Raw genomic sequence first — 22,643 nt, 5'->3', positions numbered from 1 at the left:
ATTAGGTTTGGGACGGTTGGCCCATTCCCTCGTTGATACGAGTTCTTCCGTTATTCGACTAACGGCCCATGACGAATAATGTACTCACTTCATGTAGGTACATCTATGACATCAAGAGGGGCACAAAGATGAAACCACACATTTCCATTTTAACGCTTGGCGTTACCGATCTAGAACAATCGCTTATTTTCTACCGTGATGGTCTTGGGCTGCAAACAGAAGGTATTGTAGGTCAGGAGTTTGAACATGGCGCTGTTGCTTTCTTTGATCTTCAACGTGGACTAAAACTCGCAATCTTTGCTCAAGAAGATCTCGCGATTGATGCAGGATTAATTCAGCAACCCATTAGTTCAACCGCCATGTCGATTGGACATAATGTCAGCAATAAAAGTGAAGTTGATGAAATTATGGAAACTGCGAAAAAAGCAGGTGCTGTCATCGTGAAACAAGCCCAAAATACTTTTTATGGCGGTTACGCAGGATACTTTCTTGATCCGAATGGCCATCTTTGGGAAATCGTCTGGAATCCACAAATTATGCCACCCTCGAATTGTTGATCAAACGAAGTTTTTTAAAGTATAGTAGGATTTAGATGCAAAATAACACAATATCTTGCATCTAAATCATTACATGATTTTTAAGATTGGTTGATTTCCCTCAAGCTCTGCAAGGGTGGAATATCACATAAATAGCTTAGGCGATAACGTCCAATCAAGGTACAAACCAACAGCATACTCAACGGCAGAATTAACCAAATCTCAGGGTGCCATTGGATTGCCATTTGCATTTTATAACTGGCAATCGCACTAATCACCTCAGCAAAAAGACAGGCTACCACACCAGCCAATGCACCAATAAAACCGATCTCTAAACTGAGCATCCGTTTCAATTTATTTTTAGCAATTCCAAATGAGCGCATTAACGCGACTTCTTTACGTCGTTCATCCATCAATACATTTAGACAGGCAATCAATACCAGTAAACCAGATAGTCCAACCAGCATTGCCAATACTGTGACGATTTGCACCAGTACATTCATCAGTCTTTTCACTTCATCCAAAACGCGTCCCACATCAATAAACACGGTATTTGAAAACTGTTGAATTAAGGACACCATTTTGGCTTGATCCGTAGGAGGTACGTAAAAACTCCCCAGATAACTACCTGCATTTTCATCCATGCTATTTGGCGAAAAAATAAAGAAGAAATTTGGGCTAAAGCTCTCCCACTCAACCGATCTGAGGTTGATTACTGTGGCTTGCAACGTTCCTTCAGGCAAATTAAAACTGAGTTCATCGCCGATCTGGATACCTAATTCAGCAGCTAGCTTTTCTTCGACAGAAACTTGATGTGTTTTCGTAAAAACATGCTCACCACTTGTAATGACATTGTCATCCGGAAAATCTGTCGTTTGAGTTAAATTGAGTTCACGGCGTAATGAGTTATTTTGCTCAACCAATTCCGGAGAAAATGCCTCACCATTTTTTGCGATCAATCGTCCCCGAATATTTGGATAAAGTGGTGTGGATTGCCAACCATTTTGTTCAATTTGCTGTTTTAGCAGAGGCATATCAAAAGGTGGTAAACCATAAACAAACTGATTGGGTGTACCTTCAGGCAATTGCTGTTGCCATCGTTGTAATAAATCGGTTCTTAAAACACTGAGCACTGTTATTAAACTTAACCCCAAGGCCAAAGCTGTAATTTGCAAAGCGGTTTGATGAGGAATCCGTACATAGGCAGAGATTGGATGTTTAAGCTGTTTGATCGCTTTTAATAACAGCCAAATCAGTACATAAAGTACAGCACACAAGAACAAGATTGCAGCTAACACTAACATACTGAGTGACAGGTTATCGCTCAATACCAAACTAAAAACCATTAAACTCGTCACCCCTACCGCAAACATTGCAACGTAAGATTTACGCGAACGTTCTTGCTGTCGAATCACTCGAATTGGAGGTGTGTTTAGCAGTTCCCAAATACTTGGCAAAATAAAACCAATCAGCACCATCACACTGGTAAAAATAGCGACCGGTAAGGCATAAAATAAATCACCAATTGCAAAACTCAATTGTAATTGCGGTATCAACTGCAACATTAACTGCAACAAACCATAGCCTAAACCGATACCAATCAGACTTCCGACCATAATCGATAAGGCACTGACCACTGCGAGTAACACACAATAAGCCACAATGATTTGTTTCTTACTTGCACCCATACAACGTAACAATGCAATATGATCTTGGTTTTGTTGTACATAACGTTGACTGGTTAAGGCAATGGCAATGCCGCACAATAAAATCGTCAACAAATTGGCAAGCTGCAAGAACGTATCCAAATTTTCAATTGGTTTCATCAATCGCGTATTGGATTGACTCGCATCTCGCAATTTTAGAGAACTCGTCTCTTGGTTCGACATGCTAAGATCATCTGTTTGAACCTCAGGATGATCTTGCTTGTTTTGCAGTTCAAACTGTTGTTGAAATGTGTTGACCTGTGCCGGTGTTCCAGCCATAAGTAAACGATATTCTATGCGGCTTCCCACTTGAACAGCATTGGTTTTAGCAATATCAGTTTGATGAATGATCACAGTCGGTGAAAAACCAGAAAAACCAAGTTCTTGATTCGAATCGTGTTCAATCTGCCCTGTGACCTTAAACTGGCCATCTGCAATCGCAACCTGATCCCCGATCTTTACCTGTAATAAGTCCATTGCTCGAGGACTTAACCACACTTGTCCCGACTGAATCGTCTGTGCCACTGGTGAAATCTCTAATTTCCCTCGTAAAGGAAAATTTTCATCGACGGCTTTAACATTCACCATCACAAACTGATCATCCGTATGTGCCATAGAGCCAAAGACCGTTACAGCAGACTGCTTCAGATCTAGTTTTTCAGCCTGCTGATACCAATCGGCTTGGATAGGCTCATGGTCAGATAACACCAAATCAGCGCCAAGCATTTCTGCAGCTTGTAGAGTGACAGCATTTTGTACTTGTGTATTGCTAAATTTTAATGCGGTCGTAGCGCTGATCGCGAGAGATAAAGCAATGATCAACAGATACAATCCACCTGTACGAAAGCTCTGTAGTAGTAAGGGTTTTACAATTGAATTCATACCCCTTCCCCGACTTTGATTACATCCTGAACTTGACCATCGACAAGTCGTACATGTCGTTGGCACATTGCGGCTAGATTTTGATCATGCGTGACTAAAACTAAAGTTGTTCCAAGCGCCTTATTCAAATCAAACAAAAGCTGCTCAATCTCTTCCGCAGTTTGACCATCAAGATTGCCTGTTGGTTCATCGGCAAAAATAATCTTCGGTTCTGCGATCAAAGCACGAGCAATCGCAACACGTTGTTGTTCACCACCCGATAACACTTTCGGTGTTTGTTGAGCTTGACGAACGAGCCCAACACGCTCTAACCATGCCAAAGCTTTTTGCTCTGCTTGCTTAAAATTAAAGTTTGGCTGTAAACGTAACGGCAACATCACATTTTCTAAAGCGCTCAACTGGGGCAATAGTTGAAAGGACTGAAATACAAAACCAATATTCTCTAATCGTACCTGCGCACGTTGCTCTTCGGTCAGCGTATGAACGGCTTGTCCACATACCCATAACTCACCACTACTTGGTCGATCCAGTGTTGCTAAAATACCTAACAGTGTGGACTTACCCGAACCTGATCGCCCCGTAATCGCAATTTGCTCACCTTGATAAATCTCAAGATCAATCTCTCTTAAGATCGTTAAACTTTGCTGATTAATTTGAATATTTTGTGTAACTTTTTGAGCAGAAATAATCGGTTGTGGCATGATGTCACGTATCCTGTTGAGCAAATTAATTACGGTTATGCAAATTTCTAGAGTGATTTTGTCGATATCGAAACCATTGATGATGATCGGCGTTTTTCTATCTCCGATGCTGGCTTCTGCAAAGACGATTTTAATATTGGGCGACAGTCTGAGCGCAGGTTATGGTATTGAAACCAAACAAGGTTGGGTTCACTTACTACAACAACGTTTAGACCAACACTATCCGAAACAGCATAAGGTGGTCAATGCAAGCGTAAGTGGAGAAACTACAAGTGGTGCGCTCGCACGGCTACCCAAACTTTTGCAAACCTATCAACCTGAAGTTGTCGTCATTGAGCTGGGTGGAAATGATGGGTTACGTGGGCAACCACCACAATTGATTCAAAAAAATTTAGCTCAATTGGTGCAACTGAGTCAGAAACAAAAGGCCACTGTTTTACTGTTTGGTATGAAAATACCACCAAATTATGGTACAGCCTATAGCCGTGCTTTTGAAAATAATTATAAAGTTGTAAGTCAACAATACCGTATTAAACTACTACCGTTTTTTCTTGAAGGTGTAGCGGGCAATAAAAGTTTGATGCAGAACGATCAAATTCATCCAAATGCCAAAGCACAACCGATCATGCTTAACTTGGCTTATCCTTATATTCGAGGGGCGTTGTAAATAACTGCATCTCAAGTTGGATTAATCTATTTTTTTACTAAAATAAACGACTTTTTCAGTTTCTTGAAAACCTAATGAACGATGCATAGCATGACTAATTACATTGTCCAATGCAGCATCAGATGCAAATTCAGTGCAAGAAAATTGTTTTGCCCACACTTCGGCCTGTCGAATAAGCATGGTTGCAACGCCCGAGCGACGCTGTTCAGGAAGTACGTAAATACCTTCCAAAAAACCCACAGGAGAAGTCTCAGTCCCATTCACATATTCAAACCGAATTGAGGCTTCTAACATCGCAATAGCTTGGTGATCGGAATAGGCCAATAATTGTAGGGCATATTTTTCGGTTAATAATTGATGCATCTCTTGTAAATGAGAAGATTCAGAATCACTCCACAATTTATTTCTTAATTCTAACCAATCTTTGAGTGAAGCTTCTGATGCAGGTTTAATATTCATGAGATAACCACCACTATGCTCATCAACATCCTGAAAATAACAGCTGAAATATGGCTAACTTAAAAAGTTAGCCATGGATATGATTTAAAAATCAAAGAATGTGACTTCACCTGTTTCTAGTGAGTATTCAGCACCCACAACAATCATTTTACCTTTTTCAATTAGGCTCTCTAATACAGCAGAACCATGTCGTAACTGGTTTACAGACGCGAAAACATTTGAACGAACAGCATGAGCGCACAGTTTTTTCAAATCGTCCTTTAACTCAGTTTGCATCAAAATTTCTACCGAAGGACGCACACGATTCACAATTGACATCAGGTTTGATGATGGCGGTTGATCTGGATTCTTTAGAGTATCAATAGTTGCTTGGATTGCACCACAATGGCTATGCCCCAAAACCACTACCACGGCGCAATCATATCGTTCAGCGGCAAACTCAACACTGCCGACTTGCGACGGTGCAACAATATTACCCGCAACACGTATCACGAATAAATCACCTAAGCCTTGATCAAACACCATTTCAGCAGGCACGCGTGAATCTGAACAACCCAAAATAATCGCAAAAGGATTTTGTTCACTTGCCATCTCGGCACGCTCTTGATGAGTGAGCAATTTTTGTTGGGTTGCTTCCCCTTTCACAAAACGAGCATTACCAGCTTTTAAACGTTCTAGAGTTTCTTTGGCAGTGAGCATGTGGATATCCATCTATGGTAAACATGAGAAATAGGGGCTGAAAATCAACAGCCCCCTTAAGTTTAATCTGCGCTAAGTTGAATGTCACTGACAAAAATATAAACTGCATCGACTAAGGAACATACCTTTGATCATAAAAATAGCTTAAAAATACTGATTTCATTGGCAAGAATTTCCATACACCTGTAGATTATGCAAATGACTCACTGAGCAACATCCTCAATAATCAATTGGTTTAAAATAGATCAAGGACTGAGCAAAGATGAATATCCCATTTTCGTTACGCATAGCTAAGACATTCACTGCCACACTATTGGCACTTAGTTTAACAGCAACCATAAATACAACACATGCTGCTGAAATTGAAATGAGTTTCCAAAACCTACTCCAACAAGAACGCTCATGGGCTGGTCTACAGACCAAAACCCTAAAAGTAGGTGATATCACTTGGTCATATAGTGAAGGTGGACAAAGTGGTAAACCAATTATAGTTTTAATTCATGGTTTGGCAGGTAGTCGTGATAACTGGAATCGTGTTGCTCATGCATTAACCGCAAACTATCATGTCATCATTCCTGACTTACCAGCCAGCGGTGAAACACAAGTTCCCAAAGATTTTGACTATTCTGTTCCGAACGTAACAGAAAAGTTACGTCGTTTTATTGAGGCTGCCAACCTAACTGGGCCAGCACATATTGCGGGTCACTCACTCGGTGGATCAGTCGCCATGCTCTATGCAGGTCAATATCCTTTTGAAACTAAGAGCTTGTTTCTCGTCAATGCCGCGGGCGTTTATCGTTCAGCAAACACGCCTTATCTAAAAGATCCAAATCAACTGAGAAATATGGTGGTGAGTAAAAAAGGAGATTTTAATTTCCTGATGCAGCAAGCGATGTATGCCCCACCTTTTATTCCGAAAGAAATTGCACAAGCTCAAGAACGCATGATGATCGGCCAAGTTGAACAAACCAAAAGAATGGTCGATCAAGTGATTGCCCTAAATAAATTATACACGCCTGACTCTTTTGCTTTGCTCGCACGCGCTATCGATGCTCCAACGCTTATTTTATGGGGCAAACAAGATAAAATTATCAATGTTGAAGTTGCACCAGAATTAAAGTCATTATTGAAAAATGCGCAAGCGCCTGTGATTTTAGAAAATGTGGGACACATGCCGATTCTTGAAGCAGATCAATTGGTTGTTCAACAGTATCTACCATTTTTGAGCAAAATTCAGGCACAAAAGCCTGCAACCGCTTCAACACCATAAACCTAGAGGCGTGATTTAAACCCTATGGAAAAACATCCAATGATAGAACAATTGATTGATGCACAACTTGATTTTCTCGACCATGAGTTTGCTCAAACAGAAACTATTCAACATGAGTTTAAACAGTTCTATCATTGGTTACGCTTACAGCAGTTACAGCACATTTGGTCATTTGAACAAATCTTTGATTTAATCGAAAAACAGATCTTAGCCACACCTGCAAGTTCATTTTTAATTGAGCAGATTGCAGAACATATCCGTTTTGCACTGATTCATCCGGTCAATGATGAAACTCCAATTGAGGATGTTATCCCGGTTTTAACCATTGATTCCATCGCACAATACATCGCAAGTAAAAGCGGACACCGCCAACGATTAATCAAAACTGTTGTGAATAATCCAGCGTTTTCTGCACTGATTACACAACTCATTCAACACTCTATTCAAGATTATTTAGACAACTCAGTGATGTCTAAACGTGTCCCTGGTGTGGGGCAGTTTATGAAAATGGGAAAGTCAGTTTTAGAAACCGTGACGGATTCAAACCTCAATAACACCATTGGACACTACTTACAGAAGAACATCTTAAAAATCAGTCAAATGAGTGAGAAAATGTTAAATCAACACTTCAACGATGATAAGCTCTATCACTTTCAAGCTAATATTTGGCATAAAATCAAAGTAATGCCATTGTCAGTTTTACGCAACTATATTGAAGTACAAGATTTACCTCGTACTGTGGCTATGGGACATGAGATTTGGGATCATATTCGTCAAAGCGACTATTTGAAACAACAAGTCCATGATGGCGTTTATGCATGGTATGCACGAAATCAAGAACGAACTTTTGATCTGTTGCTTCGTGATCTCAATATTGATGAAGATTTGATTCAGAATGAATTAAATGATTTGTTAGTGCCTGTTTTAGAACAAGTGATCCAAACAGGTTATTTAAGACAACGTGCGCGCACTTATCTAGAAAAGTTTTATTATTCAGAGCAAGTTTCTGAGATTTTTAAATTACAAGGATAAGGCACTACAACAGCCCTATCCTTGAATTTATATCTTAGAAACTATAAGTCACACCTAGATTATAACGACGTCCATCTAATACATAATTATAAGTTGCTGTATCAATCTCTTTGTCTAATAAGTTATAGATTCCTGCTGCAACAGCGATGTTCTGTGTTGGTTTGTAGTTCAATCCAATATCAACCATCGTATAGGCTGGTTTACCTTTTGCCATCGCTGTACGACTCAAATAATCCGAGGTTTTACTACGATAATTAACACGCCCCCAACTTGAGAACTGATCATTAATCTCCCAGTCTGCGGTGGTATTAAACATATGTTTTGGCATTTCATTTAACGGTTTACCTTTATTGATACCGCTTTTTTGTTCGGTATCCGTAAAAGTATAGTTAGCACTTAAGTTTACATTGGGTAAAACTTTCCAGCCAAACGTTGCTTCCGCACCACGCATATTGGCTTTATCAACATTTTCTCGCAGGCTAACAAAGTCAAACTTTTCCCCTAACCAATCACAGCCTCTGGTACCAGAATCGCTTTGACATGTTCTAATCTCAGTAATTTTATCCTTAAATTCACTATTAAAAAGTGTTAGTCCAGCAGTAAGATCATCTAAATTGTCCCAATTAAATGAAACTTCATAGTTCACACTTTTTTCGGGTTTCAGGTTAGGATTCCCAACAATCACACCACTACTTTGGCTTCCCCCTGTCGCTTGTCCCCATTCTGCAACCGTTGCACGAAGTGCTGGGGTTTTATAGCCTGTTGACAAACCACCTTTGATTACCCAATTATCATTTACTCCCCAAACACCATAGACTTTTGGACTCCAGTGATCGCCAAACTTCTCATCTTTATCTAGGCGAAGCGAACTAGTCAAAGTGAAATCATCCACAATGTTCCATGCATTTTCGGCAAATAATGCCCAACTGTAACGATCTAGATGTGAAACTGGTTTAGCACCACCCACACTCAATTGATTACCTTGATCATCTAACTCTTCTTTTAAGTACATCCCACCAAAGCTCAAACTATGTTGGTCAAAATTAATTTTATTGATGGTATTAAAAGTCGTATTAATTGCTTCCATATTACGTGAAGGATTTTCGTTCTCCTCACGTTGAATATATGAATGTGTCTCTACAGCACCAAGCTGACCACGATGCGTTAAACTGTACTCTGTACGATAATAATCAACTAACGAATTTACTGGAGGGTTTCGACCTGTTTGTACAGGAGAAATACTTTTCCCAACCGTCGCATTACGAGCTTGAATAGAGCGCTGATATTCCAAATCAATTGTATGATCATCATTTGGTGTCAAACTAAATGCAGCACCTCCCGCACGAATTTTTTGTTTGCTGTAACCGCCATAGATATCATCTTCATCACGCTGAGAATATAGTCCATTGGCTTTAAACGATAAGAGATTGGCAATTAAAGGGCCTGCTATATAAGCGTTAGTTTGATAAAGATTACCTGAATCAGAATTTTCTTGTAATGTCGTATCTAATTTGATAGATCCAGTCCATTCAGTCGTATTTTTTTTAGTAATGATATTAATTACACCCCCCATAGCATCTGAACCGTATAAACCTGACATTGGTCCTCGAATCACTTCGATACGTTCAATCGCTCCAATATTAGGTAGCCATCCTTGTTCAATTCCTGAATTATCGCTATTTGGTCGTACTGAACGCGTATTTACTTTTTTACCATCGACCATGATAACAGTGTATGCACTGCCCATCCCTCGAATACTAATATCACTTGAACTACCTCCACCTGTAACCACGACTCCTGGTACATCTTTCAAAGCATCCGTCACATCACGATAAGCTTTTTTATTAATTTCTTCTTGTGTGAGAACCGAAATAGAAGCCGCAGCTTTTTTAATGTCTTGTTCAAATCCACTCGCAGTAACAACAATCTTATCTAATTTGGTCACATTTTTATTGTAATTTTCACCTTTACTACGTGCATTTCCCTCAATCTCATTTGCTGAAGCATTACCGATTGAAGACATACAGACAAGAACTGATAAAGATAGCAGTGAGAGAGTTGATTGTTTATACATACAAATTCCAATAAATTAACATGTGATTTAAAAGTGGATATTTCACACATCATGGTAACAATATTGGATATAATTGTAAATATTAATGATAATTACTATCATTAGTTGTATTGTAATTTACAAAAAAAATAGCCTCAAGATATGAAGCTATTTCAAATTTTCTACATGCTAGGCTTACTTAAAATAAGCACCTTCTGCTTGTGTATGGTCTGTTTGGTCAACCACACGTTGTAACTCAGGAATATGTTGACGCAGCGTTGTCTCTACACCTTGTTTCAAGGTTACATCAATCGCAGAACAACCTTGGCAACCACCACCAAACTTCAATACAGCAGTAAGCCCATGCTCAGCATCTTCTTGAACTTCGACGAGGCTACAGTTACCGCCGTGCCCTGCTAGACCTGGGTTAATCTCAGATTGCAAGATATAAGTAATGCGCTCTTCAATAGAAGCATCTGGCCCTACACGAGGCACCTTGGAGTTTGGTGCACGGAACGTTAATTGACCACCAAAACGATCTTTATTGTAATCAATCACCGCATCAACCAAATATGGAATCGATGGTGCATCTACATAAGCAGGGAAATCAGGATAGTCCTGTTTATAATCCGTTGGTATAACTTCTTCTGGTGCACTATATGCCATACAACATTCAGCACGTGGAGTACCCGGATTCTCTACAAAAACACGAACGCCAATCCCTGGAGTATTTTGTTTTGCTAATAAATCACTTAAATACTCTTGTGCAGAGGGAGTAATCAAAAGGTTTGGAATTTCTTCTGCGACAGCAGTGTTGGTGTTCTCAGTCGACATAACAATAATCCTCAAGCTGATGTCGTTATATTAACTGAAGATGGAGGGTAATGAAAAAAAATCAACCATTTTTGTAGGAATTCTATGCAAGATCATTGTTTATTAAGTTTTTAATGGCATTATTGCTTAGACACTGATCAATTTGAAACGTTTATGTTACATCTACCCTTCAATCATACTGTGACCCTGATTTTGATCACAGTCGCGATTTCTTTACTCGCATTCTCCAATCAACGTGTAATGAACCGACTTATTTTTTGGCCACCAGCAATGCAACGTGGTCAATATGATCGTTTTATTACGCATGGTTTTGTTCATGCTGATGGTATGCATTTACTATTCAATATGATCACCCTTTTCTTCTTTGGCAATATCATTGAAAGTTTTTATCGACAGTTTTTCTATGACATGGGGTTTGTCTTATTTTATTTGGGTGGTCTAATTGTTGCAATTTTACCAAGCTATCTAAAACATCGACATGATGCACGTTGGGCAAGTCTAGGAGCATCTGGTGCTGTTTCAGCAGTACTCTTTGCCTATATTTTGTTCCAACCTTGGAACTTGATTTTCGTCTTCTTCATCCCTGTCCCTGCCATTATTTTTGCCATTTTATATGTGGCATATAGTGTATGGTCTGGCAAACGTGGCAATAGTAACATTAATCACAGCGCCCACCTTTGGGGAGCTGCCTATGGTATTGTAGTGACGATCATCTTAGAGCCTAGAGTGGTTCCGCATTTCCTCAATCAACTGACCAAATTGCCATTTTAAACAATAAAAAAAACAAGCCTCCAAATGAGGCTTGTTTTTCAAATATACACATCAAATTTGATCTGACCTTCTTATTATCATTACTTTGATCGATTTCACTCGTATCAGCATCAGTCAAATTTAACCAAAGCATGTTACTGTATAAAAAATCAACTCGTAAAAAAGATGAGATAGGCTTAAAATTTAATCAGATCAAATACAAAGGATGTATAAATATGAAAATAATTTTATTGAGCTTAAGTATTTTATTCTGTCTCAGCCTATCTGCATGTGCAGTACATACCCCACGTGGCAGCGTGGTGATTGACCCAGATGGCTATGACCACAGATACCATCGTCAAGGCGGTAAGGGAGATTTCTGCCCACCAGGACTAGCAAAACAAGGGCGTTGCTAATCATCATTTATAAGCGTCTAAATGATGTGCATCTAGGCGCTTTTAAGTTCAAGCGATCTCTGCTGGAAAGGCGATGACTTTATCAATATTCACCTGATTCATCACCACCATCAATAAACGATCAATACCTAAGGCAATCCCAGAACATTCAGGCATATTGGGAAGTGCTGCCAATAAATACTGATCAGTTGGAATCACAGGCAAACCTTGTTCAGCACGTTGCCTATTATCTGCTTCAAAACGTGAAGCTAACACATCCGCATCCAACAATTCATCATAGGCATTTGCCAGCTCTAAGCCCTCTATATAGACCTCAAAGCGTGCTGCAACTAACTCACCATCTTCATCCTGTTTGACTTTTGCTAGTGAAGCCATTTCAGGCGGGAAATCCGTCAAAAATACAGGCTTATCAAATCCCAAACTCGGCTCTACAAAATGAGAGAATAATAAATCCATGTACGCTAAACGGTCATCACCCAAATCTAAATTAAGCCCAACACGATGAGCCGTTTCTTTGAGCTGTTTGAGTGATGCTTGCAATGGATTGATATCTAAGCGATCTTGAAATGCATGCTTATAACTCAAAACAATTGGACGAATATCACCAAAGCGATGTGCCAAACAGCTTTCTAACAGATCGGCTGTCTCATGCATCAAGGCTGTTAAATCCATTGCGGGTCTATACCACTCCAACATGGTAAATTCACTATTGTGCTTACGCCCATGTTCATCATCACGAAAAACTTTACAGATTTGGTAGATTGGCCCACTTCCACTTGCCAACAGACGCTTCATTGGAAATTCAGGAGAAGTCTGTAAATATTGGGTATTTAATTTTCCATGAATATGGCGCTGTACTTGTACCGATGCCAAATGTACATCAGTTACCCCTGCTTGGGACAAAATAGGTGTTTCGACTTCCAAAACATTTCGCTCTGCAAAAAACTGGCGAATTTTTTTATACATCTCGGCACGCGCTTTTAGAGCTTCGATAGAACACGTCGGTTGATAGCTTTTCATTTCATCTTGACTCATGCTTTTGGTCCACCATGCGCGGCCCATTCACGGCGTAAGGGATAATTCTTTCTCAGTAAATCGAATGCTTGCTGGTCAACTTTGCCATGTTGTACACAAGCTCTTAATTGTCGGTCATCTTCGCTAATATTATAAATTTGGGGAAGACGTTGCTTTAACACTTCTTTCAAGTCGTGTTGTTCAAAATATTGTTCAACGCTTGGTAACTGACTTTCAAAGCGCTTCGATGCGGTATAACCAAATTTTTGGCAAAAAGCATCATAAATCATCTGTGTACCTCGTGCCTTCCCTTCCAAACTATAGCCAGCAATATGAGGCGTCGCTAAAGCCAATAGATCTAATAAATCTTGAGGAATCTCAGGTTCAAACTCAAATACATCCAGCACAACTTGACGCTTGGTTTTTATCATATCTGCCATCAATGCCGATTGCTGAATCACAGGACCACGCGCGCTGTTGATTAGAATGGCTGAAGGTTTCATTGCTGCTAAAGTCGCTTGATTGAACAAGTGCTGCGTTGGATATTCACCCGTTAAAGTTAAAGGGACATGAATTGAAATCGCATCTGCACGCATTAATAACGTATCAAAAGAAACATTTTCAATGTCATTAAGTTCTACATAAGGATCGTAACCGATCACATTCCACCCCAGCAGTTGTGCCATCACCGACAGTCGACTACCCACATTACCTAAACCAACAATCCCTAAAGTAAAATCGGCATCTTTTTCTAATAATTCAATATCTAAATGCAATAAGGCTGTAATGACATATTCTGCAACCGCCTGAGCATTACAACCAGCAGCATTGCTCCATGAGATATTTTGATTTTCTAAAGCTTGAATATCTAGATGATCTGTTCCAATCGTGGCACTACCCACAAATTGAATTTTAGTTTGATCAATTAAAGCGTGATTGACCTTCGTCACTGAACGAACCAATAAAGCGTCCGCATCCTGAACATCTGCATGATTTAGCGTACGTCCTGCTCGATGCTGTATTTCTGCAAATTCCGCAAAAAAATAATCGGTAAATGCCAAGTTTTCATCTGCGATAATTTTCATGCAGTCAATTCCATAATTTTCTCTGGGCTTATTATCCTAAGCATCAAAGAAATTAACAAATCAAATCTGAATGTTTGAGTAAAATTGGTGCGAAAGACAACGATTTTGAAATGCTCATGCAACTTCTTGCCAATTCTAGATCGTTTTTTTACTTTTATAATGTCAGCATATTATTTTCTGTAAGTTCAATTATGACGCCTTATTCTCCCTATAAAGGCAAAAATGGTATCAAACGCATCCTAAATGCCACAGGCTATTCGCTTGCTGGCTTTAAAGCTGCATTTAACCATGAAGCTGCTTTTAGACAAATTATTTTGCTTAATTTAATTTTGATTCCTGCCAGCTTTTTTATCCATGTATCTGCCTTGGAGCAGGCACTTATGGTTGCTGTCTGTTTGTTGGCAATTATTGTCGAATTATTTAATTCAGCCATTGAAGCCGTTGTTGACCGTATTTCACTTGAAAAACATGAATTGTCTAAGAATGCAAAAGATATGGGAAGCGCAGCCCAGTTCGTTTCTTTAGCTATTATCTTTTTTACTTGGATGATTATTTTACTTAAATAATGATTTAAAGAAGAAACAACAAAGCGCTTGTTTCTTCTATTTTCTATATTATTTTTTAAAAACCAAACCCAACTCCAAGTATTGGCCCTTGTTGTACGGTATCCCATTTAAAACTGCTATTTTTATAATCTTGTGACACATAACGATATCCGACTCTAAAGTTCACGGGAGCCGTTAATATTTTTTGACGATATCCTAAATAGGCCTGTGCAACTTGAGTTTGTTCTGTGCCATATGTATATTGGGCTGCTAAATTCCAAGGCGAGTCGCTATTGTAACGAACACGAGCGCCACCGAAATATTCAGACCAATGCTTTTCAACTGCAAGATGTTTACCCAACGCTTCTAGAGTTCCTTCTAGGTCAGTATAATTCACCCCTAGAGTTGGTTCGATCACCAGACCTTTGCCATGAGGAAATTGCTCATAGGCGCGATAGTAAATTCCCAAATTGCTCAGATTTACTTTGGTTGATAAAGCGACGGGAAAAGAATGAACTTCTTTTTTGTCGGCAGTTTTTACATATTGAATATCTGAGAAAGCACCCCATTTCCCTTTACTAATTTCAATATGCCCCATAACTGCCTTATCTAAAGATTCTAGCGTATCTTTGAATGGTTGATCTACCTGATAATTCAAACCTTGATAACCAATTACACCATCGATATCAGCCGCAAATCCATAAATATTTAAAAATACTTTGGTTTCCCCTGCAAAGGAATCTTTGATACTTTCAGCATAAGTTTGAAAACTCAACAAAGTACAACTCAATATTAAACAATATGATTTATACATAAGTGACTCCAATAATTACTGTTCTAATAGATTTTTAATTTAATAAAAATGAATAGAATGATTAATAACGCTTTTTTTTTACTTTTACTATTCAACAAACGTAAAAAAACCCTGCATAAGCAGGGTTTTTTTGATCTAGACGTAGATGTAATTACATCATGCCGCCCATACCACCCATTCCGCCCATATCTGGAGCAGCAGGTTTGTCTTCTGGGATATCAGTGATCATGCACTCAGTGGTCAACATTAAACCAGCAACAGAAGCTGCGTGTTCAAGTGCAGAACGCGTTACTTTAGCTGGGTCAAGGATACCCATTTCTAACATATCACCATATTCGCCAGTTGCAGCGTTATAACCAAAGTTACCTTCGCCAGCTTTAACTGCATTGATCACAACTGAAGGCTCATCACCAGCATTTGAAACGATTTGACGAAGTGGAGCTTCAATCGCACGACGTAAGATATTGATACCCGCTGTTTGATCTTCGTTAGCACCTTTCAAGCCGTCTAATACATTTACGGCACGTACAAGTGCAACACCACCACCAGCAACAACACCTTCTTCAACTGCTGCACGAGTCGCATGAAGCGCATCATCTACACGGTCTTTCTTCTCTTTCATTTCAACTTCAGTTGCAGCACCGATTTTAATCACTGCAACACCGCCTGCTAATTTAGCAACGCGTTCTTGAAGTTTTTCTTTGTCATATTCAGAAGTAGATTCTTCGATTTGAGCACGGATCTGTTGAACACGCTCAGCGATTTGAGCTGCATTACCAGCACCATCAACAATCACAGTATTTTCTTTAGATACTGTTACTTTGTGTGCTGTACCTAAGTGCTCAAGAGTTGTTTGATCAAGCGCCATGCCGATTTCTTCTGAAATCACAGTACCGCCAGTTAAGATCGCGATATCTTGAAGCATTGCTTTACGACGGTCACCAAAGCCAGGTGCTTTTACTGCACATACTTTGATAATACCGCGCATGTTGTTTACAACAAGTGTCGCAAGCGCTTCACCTTCAACATCTTCAGCAATAATTAAAAGCGGTTTACCAGTTTTAGCAACTGCTTCTAATACGGTGATTAATTCACGAATATTACCGATTTTTTTGTCAACAAGAAGGATGAACGGGTTTTCAAGTTCAGCAGTTAACGTATCTTGCTTATTCGCGAAATATGGAGAGATATAACCGCGGTCAAACTGCATACCTTCAACAACGTCTAAAGCGTCTTCGAAGCCAGAACCTTCTTCAACAGTGATTACACCTTCTTTACCTACTTTTTCCATTGCTTGTGCAATTAACTTACCTACAGTGGTATCAGAGTTCGCAGAGATCGAACCGACTTGTTCAATTGCTTTGAAGTCATCAGCAGGTTTTGCATTGGCACGGATATTTTCAACTACAGTTTTCACTGCGATATCAATACCACGTTTTAAATCCATTGGGTTCATACCAGCCGTTACTGATTTGATCCCTTCATTTAAGATTGCTTGAGCAAGTACAGTTGCAGTTGTTGTACCGTCACCTGCGATGTCATTCGTTTTGCTTGAAACTTCGCGAACAAGTTGAGCACCCATGTTTTCAAACTTGTCTTTTAAAGAAATTTCTTTGGCAACGGTTACACCATCTTTAGTGATGTGTGGCGCACCGAAAGAACGATCGATAACGACATTACGACCTTTAGGGCCTAAAGTTACTTTTACTGCATCTGCAAGTACGTTTACACCTGCGATCATTTTTGAGCGAGCTGAATCACCAAATTTTACGTCTTTAGCTGACATGTTAAACTCCAAATCTTTTTAAATACTGTATCTGATAATGTGTGAGTTATAGGTCGATTAGCCTTCAAGCACAGCTAAGATATCCGACTCTTTCATGATTAAAAGTTCTTCACCACTTACTTTCACAGTTGTCCCTGCATAAGTACCGAACAATACCTTGTCTCCAACTTTAACGTCTAAAGCACGAACGCCATTGTCAGTGATCTGACCATTACCTACTGCAATCACCTCACCTTGAGACGGTTTTTCAGCAGCAGAGCCTGGAAGTAAAATACCACCAGCCGTTTTGGTTTCTTCTTCTACGCGACGAATCACTACGCGATCATGTAATGGACGAATGTTGCTCATATTTAACTCCATCAGACTTAGTCTTTTTGATTAATTTGCATTGCTACTCCAGTAGCAATCAACAAAATTTTGATATGCCACTTTTGTGGGGTTAAAAAAAAAGGCTTCAAGGGGAAAATTAAAAAAAATTTCGACTTTTTGTTCTTTTTTCAAACATCACGAACACGAATCTTAAATTCAGTCTATTTACGCTACTTTTCAAACTGTTTTTTATCTTCATTAAAATAATAATGCTCAATCACACCATTGCTCAAAATCACATTAAAACTATTCGGCAATCCAAAACGTACACGATTGGATATCGCTGTACCTGCATGAATATCGAGAATCGGATGATCAAATCCTAAATCGAAAATTTGATTTAGATCATGCACTGCAACTTTGTGTAAATGCCCATGCAACAAACCAAATAATCCAGTTTCACCCCATTTCTGTAATGCAATTTTCCCTAAAACAGGACAATCCTTACCACCATGATCATCTGGAAAAGTATAAAAAGGTTGATGAAAAACCCCTAACTTAATCTTGCCCGATGGTGCATTTTTTAACTTTTCATAGGTTTCATTGATCTGGTCAAAAGAAATGTGTCCTCGCGTATGGTAGCGCCTACGAATACTATTCATTCCAACAATATAGAAGTGCTCTGTCTCTAAAGTCGTCTCCAAACTGCCAAAAAACATTTGATAACGTAAAAATGGAGAAAAAAAACGATTCCAGACGTGGTATAGCGGAATATCATGATTCCCAGGTACTACCAAATAAGGAATAGATAGCGAATTTAAAAACTGCACACATGCATAAAACTGTTGATAACGTGCTCGCTGGGTTAAATCACCACTTACCACCACCACTTCAGGGCGATATTGCTGACAAAATTGGTGAATTGCCTCAATACACACCTCTCGCTCTGTTCCAAAATGCAGATCAGATAGATGTAGTAACATTTGGAACCATCACTTTCAATGCGGACTTTTCTACTGAGAATTTTAAGGGGCTTTGCATTTCTACCAGTTCCCCATCGATGGCAACCGTTAACTGCATTTTTTTACACCCCACCTCGATTTTCTCAGCACAAAATGAATAGACGTCAGAAGCCTGATCAATTTTACCTTGAATCAATTTCCATAACATTTTTAATAAACTGAAACGATCACTTTTCGCAACAACAACACCTGCAAGTTTTCCATTTGCTGCGCACTCAGCAATTCTTAATTTCATATCACTGAGCTGAAGCTGATTATTACCGAAGAAAATTAGTGGTGTAGTCACTGGATATTTCTGACCATCTACAGTAACTGAAAGCTTGAGTGACTTGTGCTCACGCAGGAGCACATCCAATCCTGATGTGTAGGCATGTAAAGGAATACGACCTAAACGTTGATTATATAATTCACGTTTTTTAATAAATAAAGGATATAACCCCAAACTCGCATTATTTAAATAAATATGATCATTGATTTTGGCGACATGTACTTCATGTACCTTCCCAGTTGCAATGACTTCCGCCGCTTGAACGACATCAATCGGGATATGCAAAGCACGAGCAACATAATTAAATGTCCCTAAAGGCATGATACCCATCGGAATATCCGTATGCATTAATCGCTGAGCGACAGCATTCAATGTCCCATCACCACCTGCTGCGACCACTACACCGCGAAAATCAGTTTGTTGATGTCTCACTAAAATCTCCGACATCATGTCATCAAAACTGGCGTGTTGACTTAACTCAAACACTTGAATTTCAAAACCATGTTGCGTCCAATAAGTCAGCAGTTGTTCGTACTCTTCACTTTGTTGTGCAGCGTGGAATCCTGACTTCTGATTATAAATGATCGAAAGAGGTCGTAATTTTAAGCTCATGGAGATCAAACTTAGGGCGATTAATAGCCCTATTTTTGTTTACTAAATCAACAAATAAAAGCTTGTTTATGTAATTTTTGAATGAACATCATTCATTTAATCAATAATAATTCTCAAGTATTATGAATCACACAACATATTGTTTATTAATATAATTTTTGATAAAAATAACACATATAAAAAATTCAAATAAAGATAAATAAAAATATCACAGCCAATAAAAACAAATACTTAGATACAAACAACTCGTTTAGAGTCAATACACTACAACATTCATTGCACTTATTTTTTTTTGGATTTTATGCTTTAATACAGCCACTTTTTTTACTTCATCTATTTTACTGTCACCCAGTAGATAGAATTTGTACGTCGTACACACTTTAAAAAGGCATCACCATGACCCAAGTGAACGCACCAGAATTCGTTCGTCACCCTAAGCTAATTGCATGGGTGGAAGAAATTGCAAAATTAACCAAACCAGCAAAAATCGAATGGTGTGACGGAAGCGAAGAAGAATATCAACGTCTTATCGACTTGATGATCGCTAACGGCACCATGCAAAAACTTAACCAAGAAAAACATCCTGGTTCTTATCTTGCAAATTCTGATCCTTCTGACGTTGCTCGTGTTGAAGACCGTACTTATATCTGTTCACAAAACCAAGAAGATGCTGGTGCAACCAATAACTGGGTTGAACCTGCTGAAATGCGTGCAAAATTAAATGGCTTATTTGATGGCGCAATGGAAGGCCGTACCATGTACGTGGTTCCATTCTCAATGGGTCCTTTAGGTAGCCATATCGCGCACATCGGTATCGAATTAACTGATTCTCCATATGTTGCGGTTAGCATGACCAAAATGGCACGTATGGGCAAAGCAGTTTATGACGTTCTAGGCACTGATGGCGAATTCATTCCTTGCGTACATACAGTTGCAGCGCCGTTAAAAGATGGTCAAAAAGATGTTGCTTGGCCTTGCAACAGCGAAAAATATATCGTGCATTACCCAGAAACTCGTGAAATCTGGTCTTACGGTTCTGGTTATGGTGGTAACGCTTTACTTGGTAAAAAATGCTTAGCTTTACGTATTGCATCTGCAATGGGTCGTGAACAAGGCTGGTTAGCTGAGCACATGCTGATTTTGGGTGTAACAAACCCACAAGGTGAAAAACACTACATCGCAGCAGCATTCCCTTCTGCTTGTGGTAAAACTAACTTTGCAATGTTAATTCCACCAGCTGGTTATGAAGGTTGGAAGATTGAGACTGTAGGTGACGATATCGCTTGGATCAAACCAGGTGAAGATGGTCGTTTATATGCAATCAACCCAGAAGCTGGTTTCTTCGGTGTTGCGCCTGGTACAAACACCAAGACTAACCCGAACTGTATGGCAACACTTCACAAAGATGTGATCTATACCAACGTTGCTGTAACTGATAACGGCGAAGTATGGTGGGAAGGTCTTTCTAAAGAAGTTCCAGCGAACCTTACCAACTGGAAAGGTCAACCGCATACTGGTGAAGACAAAGCTGCTCATCCAAATGCGCGTTTCACAGTTTCAGCAGGTCAATGCCCTTCTATCGACGCTGACTGGGAAAATCCAGCAGGTGTGCCGATCTCTGCATTCATCTTCGGTGGTCGCCGTGCAGACACAGTACCTTTAGTTTCTGAAGCATTTGACTGGGTTGATGGCGTTTATAAAGCTGCAACTATGGGCTCTGAGACAACTGCTGCTGCTGTTGGTCAACAAGGTATCGTTCGTCGCGATCCATTTGCGATGCTTCCTTTCGCAGGTTATAACATGGCTGATTACTTCGGTCACTGGTTACAACTTGGTCAAGAAGTTGGCGCTAAAGCAGAATCTGCTGGTAATAAGTTACCAAAAATCTTCAACGTAAACTGGTTCCGTCGTGATGCTGAAGGCAACTTCGTATGGCCTGGTTTCGGTCAAAACATGCGTGTTCTTGAGTGGATTATTGATCGTTGTGAAGGTCGTGCTGAAGCGACTGAAACTCCAATCGGCCTTGTTCCAACTTACGAACAATTGAACTGGACAGGTATCGACTTCTCTAAAGAGCAATTCGAAACTGTTACAGCACAAGACAAAGACCAATGGATCAAAGAACTTGAGAGCCACACTGAGTTATTTACTAAACTTGGTGATCGTTTACCTCAAGCACTTAAAGATCGTCAAAATGAGCTATTAAATGCAGTTAAATCTGCTTAATAATTAAACGACATAAAAAAGGTCGCTTCGGCGACCTTTTTATGTGGTTTTTAGAAAACAGTTTTAGGTTGAATCAATTTAACTCTAATCAATTAAACAATATAAGTAATTTCACAATCAATAGCAAAGTAAAAAAATAGCTATAAAAATATCAAAGAAAATTATTACCAGAAAAAACACCTGCTTTTTTTAAAACAGGTGTATCTTTAAGATAAAAATATATAAACTATTAGCAGCTAAAATATTTATTATAAACCCCTACCATAAGGTTAAATATTTTTTAAAATTTAACTATAAGAGTCATAATTAAATACAACCCACTGCATCACCTATATAACTTCAACCAATAGCGGTTCTGGATAATCATCAATATTATCTACATCAATTACATCTTGACCATCTCTTTTAATATAAAAAGTGAATTTTGCCATATCTCCAAACTCTTTATCTAACTGAATAGATAATGCTATATAGCATGATGGAAGTTTACTATTTATCCACTTTATCTTGAATTTTTTAAAAAATTCATAACCATACTCAGCTATATTATTATTAACATAATCATCTATATTTATAGCATTCATTGAAAATTCAAAACCCGAAATATCACCATATCTATCTTTAATAACTTCTAATGACTCCTCATTACTAATATAATTATAATTTAAAAAAACATACCATCCACAAAAACAAAATCCTTATCCAAAATCTCTTGTAGACTATCAGCCAAATCAATCACACAAAGATCATTTAATATTTCACTCATTACTGAATTAATATAAATCACTTTTTCTCTCCTAAATATCGCAAACCTTTATTAATTCCTTCCCTAAACTTAGGGTCACTGAGTAACTTTTGTATAGACTTTAGAGCAGGGGTATTAGTATTTCCCACATAAAAAATATCTTAATTAGGAGGCATTATTATTTTTTAGCCATTGGCTGCCTATAAATATCA

At 38.9% G+C, this 22,643-nt stretch carries 22 protein-coding genes and 2 pseudogenes; 8 read left to right on the top strand and 16 right to left on the bottom strand.

All coding sequences use genetic code 11. The features are described from left to right. Positions 1-128: 128 nt before the first annotated feature. Positions 129-557 carry a VOC family protein gene (locus HMPREF0023_RS00595; RefSeq protein ID WP_008940907.1) on the top strand — a complete coding sequence of 143 codons (429 nt, stop codon included), beginning with the start codon at positions 129-131 and terminating at the stop codon, positions 555-557. An 80-nt stretch (positions 558-637) separates the two neighbouring features. Here HMPREF0023_RS00595 and HMPREF0023_RS00590 read toward each other — a convergent pair. The 3 genes and pseudogenes from HMPREF0023_RS00590 to HMPREF0023_RS00585 all read right to left on the bottom strand — a co-directional run. After that, a pseudogene (locus HMPREF0023_RS00590) lies at positions 638-2,413 on the bottom strand (ABC transporter permease); the annotation flags it as partial. Positions 2,414-2,490: 77 nt separating this feature from the next. Continuing rightward, positions 2,491-3,124 (bottom strand): annotated as a pseudogene (locus HMPREF0023_RS17095) (ABC transporter permease); the annotation flags it as partial. Beyond that, on the bottom strand, positions 3,121-3,825 hold the full coding sequence (locus HMPREF0023_RS00585) for an ABC transporter ATP-binding protein (protein ID WP_004638327.1): 705 nt from the start codon (positions 3,823-3,825) through the stop codon (positions 3,121-3,123). The pseudogene HMPREF0023_RS17095 and the gene HMPREF0023_RS00585, both read right to left, overlap by 4 nt. 37 nt (positions 3,826-3,862) lie before the next feature. On the opposite strand from HMPREF0023_RS00585, the gene HMPREF0023_RS00580 reads away from it, so the two are divergent. Continuing rightward, entirely contained in the window at positions 3,863-4,492 is a 630-nt protein-coding gene (locus HMPREF0023_RS00580; protein WP_026056299.1) for an arylesterase, read from the top strand. Between the two features lie 21 nt (positions 4,493-4,513). Here the strand turns inward: HMPREF0023_RS00580 and aac(6')-I are convergent, their stop codons facing one another. Together aac(6')-I and HMPREF0023_RS00570 are read right to left on the bottom strand one after the other, a co-directional pair. Further along, positions 4,514-4,951, bottom strand: a complete 438-nt coding sequence (gene aac(6')-I / locus HMPREF0023_RS00575; RefSeq protein ID WP_008940904.1) for an AAC(6')-Ighjkrstuvwx family aminoglycoside N-acetyltransferase — start codon at positions 4,949-4,951, stop codon at positions 4,514-4,516. An 84-nt stretch (positions 4,952-5,035) separates the two neighbouring features. Then, a complete protein-coding gene (locus HMPREF0023_RS00570; protein WP_005081763.1) occupies positions 5,036-5,650 on the bottom strand; it encodes a carbonic anhydrase in 615 nt (204 codons plus the stop codon). Between the two features lie 262 nt (positions 5,651-5,912). On the opposite strand from HMPREF0023_RS00570, the gene HMPREF0023_RS00565 reads away from it, so the two are divergent. Together HMPREF0023_RS00565 and HMPREF0023_RS00560 are read left to right on the top strand one after the other, a co-directional pair. Beyond that, complete coding sequence (locus tag HMPREF0023_RS00565; protein WP_008940903.1) at positions 5,913-6,920, top strand: alpha/beta fold hydrolase; 1,008 nt, start codon at positions 5,913-5,915, stop codon at positions 6,918-6,920. A gap of 24 nt (positions 6,921-6,944) precedes the next feature. Beyond that, complete coding sequence (locus HMPREF0023_RS00560; RefSeq protein ID WP_008940902.1) at positions 6,945-7,952, top strand: hypothetical protein; 1,008 nt, start codon at positions 6,945-6,947, stop codon at positions 7,950-7,952. 34 nt (positions 7,953-7,986) lie between these two features. Here the strand turns inward: HMPREF0023_RS00560 and HMPREF0023_RS00555 are convergent, their stop codons facing one another. Together HMPREF0023_RS00555 and nfuA are read right to left on the bottom strand one after the other, a co-directional pair. Next, positions 7,987-10,026 carry a ligand-gated channel protein gene (locus HMPREF0023_RS00555; protein WP_017396582.1) on the bottom strand — a complete coding sequence of 680 codons (2,040 nt, stop codon included), beginning with the start codon at positions 10,024-10,026 and terminating at the stop codon, positions 7,987-7,989. Positions 10,027-10,200: 174 nt separating this feature from the next. Then, positions 10,201-10,839 carry a Fe-S biogenesis protein NfuA gene (gene nfuA / locus HMPREF0023_RS00550; protein WP_004638320.1) on the bottom strand — a complete coding sequence of 213 codons (639 nt, stop codon included), beginning with the start codon at positions 10,837-10,839 and terminating at the stop codon, positions 10,201-10,203. Between the two features lie 153 nt (positions 10,840-10,992). Here nfuA and HMPREF0023_RS00545 point away from each other — a divergent pair, with 153 nt between their 5' ends. Together HMPREF0023_RS00545 and HMPREF0023_RS00540 are read left to right on the top strand one after the other, a co-directional pair. Continuing rightward, complete coding sequence (locus HMPREF0023_RS00545; protein WP_004638319.1) at positions 10,993-11,610, top strand: rhomboid family intramembrane serine protease; 618 nt, start codon at positions 10,993-10,995, stop codon at positions 11,608-11,610. A gap of 215 nt (positions 11,611-11,825) precedes the next feature. Next, entirely contained in the window at positions 11,826-12,005 is a 180-nt protein-coding gene (locus tag HMPREF0023_RS00540; RefSeq protein WP_005081751.1) for a hypothetical protein, read from the top strand. Positions 12,006-12,053: 48 nt separating this feature from the next. Here the strand turns inward: HMPREF0023_RS00540 and epmA are convergent, their stop codons facing one another. Both epmA and HMPREF0023_RS00530 read right to left on the bottom strand, forming a co-directional pair. Continuing rightward, the gene (gene epmA, locus HMPREF0023_RS00535) at positions 12,054-13,040 is read right to left on the bottom strand and encodes an EF-P lysine aminoacylase EpmA (protein WP_008940900.1); all 987 of its coding nucleotides are present in this window, start codon (positions 13,038-13,040) and stop codon (positions 12,054-12,056) included. After that, positions 13,037-14,104 (bottom strand): 4-phosphoerythronate dehydrogenase, encoded by a 1,068-nt coding sequence (locus tag HMPREF0023_RS00530; protein WP_008940899.1) that lies wholly within the window; start codon positions 14,102-14,104, stop codon positions 13,037-13,039. The genes epmA and HMPREF0023_RS00530 overlap by 4 nt, the downstream gene beginning before the upstream one ends. Positions 14,105-14,295: 191 nt before the next feature. Here HMPREF0023_RS00530 and HMPREF0023_RS00525 point away from each other — a divergent pair, with 191 nt between their 5' ends. Continuing rightward, positions 14,296-14,670, top strand: coding sequence for a diacylglycerol kinase (locus HMPREF0023_RS00525; protein ID WP_005081744.1), 375 nt, complete (start codon positions 14,296-14,298; stop codon positions 14,668-14,670). Positions 14,671-14,725: 55 nt separating this feature from the next. On the opposite strand, the gene HMPREF0023_RS00520 is transcribed toward HMPREF0023_RS00525, so the two are convergent. The 5 genes from HMPREF0023_RS00520 to HMPREF0023_RS00500 all read right to left on the bottom strand — a co-directional run bounded on the left by HMPREF0023_RS00520 (position 14,726) and on the right by HMPREF0023_RS00500 (position 19,460). Beyond that, positions 14,726-15,463, bottom strand: coding sequence for a hypothetical protein (locus HMPREF0023_RS00520; protein WP_005091188.1), 738 nt, complete (start codon positions 15,461-15,463; stop codon positions 14,726-14,728). A gap of 151 nt (positions 15,464-15,614) precedes the next feature. After that, positions 15,615-17,249, bottom strand: coding sequence for a chaperonin GroEL (groL, locus tag HMPREF0023_RS00515; protein ID WP_004638311.1), 1,635 nt, complete (start codon positions 17,247-17,249; stop codon positions 15,615-15,617). Between the two features lie 57 nt (positions 17,250-17,306). Beyond that, on the bottom strand, positions 17,307-17,597 hold the full coding sequence (locus HMPREF0023_RS00510) for a co-chaperone GroES (protein WP_004652030.1): 291 nt from the start codon (positions 17,595-17,597) through the stop codon (positions 17,307-17,309). Between the two features lie 191 nt (positions 17,598-17,788). Beyond that, positions 17,789-18,541 (bottom strand): metallophosphoesterase family protein, encoded by a 753-nt coding sequence (locus HMPREF0023_RS00505; protein WP_004638309.1) that lies wholly within the window; start codon positions 18,539-18,541, stop codon positions 17,789-17,791. Next, positions 18,522-19,460, bottom strand: a complete 939-nt coding sequence (locus HMPREF0023_RS00500; protein ID WP_004638308.1) for a diacylglycerol/lipid kinase family protein — start codon at positions 19,458-19,460, stop codon at positions 18,522-18,524. The genes HMPREF0023_RS00505 and HMPREF0023_RS00500 overlap by 20 nt, the downstream gene beginning before the upstream one ends. Before the next feature lie 396 nt (positions 19,461-19,856). Between HMPREF0023_RS00500 and HMPREF0023_RS00495 the strand changes: the two genes are divergently transcribed. Next, positions 19,857-21,686, top strand: coding sequence for a phosphoenolpyruvate carboxykinase (GTP) (locus HMPREF0023_RS00495; protein WP_004638306.1), 1,830 nt, complete (start codon positions 19,857-19,859; stop codon positions 21,684-21,686). Positions 21,687-22,015: 329 nt separating this feature from the next. On the opposite strand, the gene HMPREF0023_RS16815 is transcribed toward HMPREF0023_RS00495, so the two are convergent. After that, positions 22,016-22,270, bottom strand: coding sequence for a hypothetical protein (locus HMPREF0023_RS16815; RefSeq protein WP_008940896.1), 255 nt, complete (start codon positions 22,268-22,270; stop codon positions 22,016-22,018). An 80-nt stretch (positions 22,271-22,350) separates the two neighbouring features. Further along, a complete protein-coding gene (locus HMPREF0023_RS17005) occupies positions 22,351-22,473 on the bottom strand; it encodes a hypothetical protein (RefSeq protein WP_008940895.1) in 123 nt (40 codons plus the stop codon). Between the last annotated feature and the right edge of the window lie 170 nt (positions 22,474-22,643).

Source organism: Acinetobacter sp. ATCC 27244, assembly GCF_000156555.1.
In the GTDB taxonomy this organism is placed as follows: domain Bacteria; phylum Pseudomonadota; class Gammaproteobacteria; order Pseudomonadales; family Moraxellaceae; genus Acinetobacter; species Acinetobacter haemolyticus.
The sequence above is the reverse complement of the archived record's forward strand: the minus strand, read 5'-3'. Positions and strand labels throughout refer to the sequence as shown.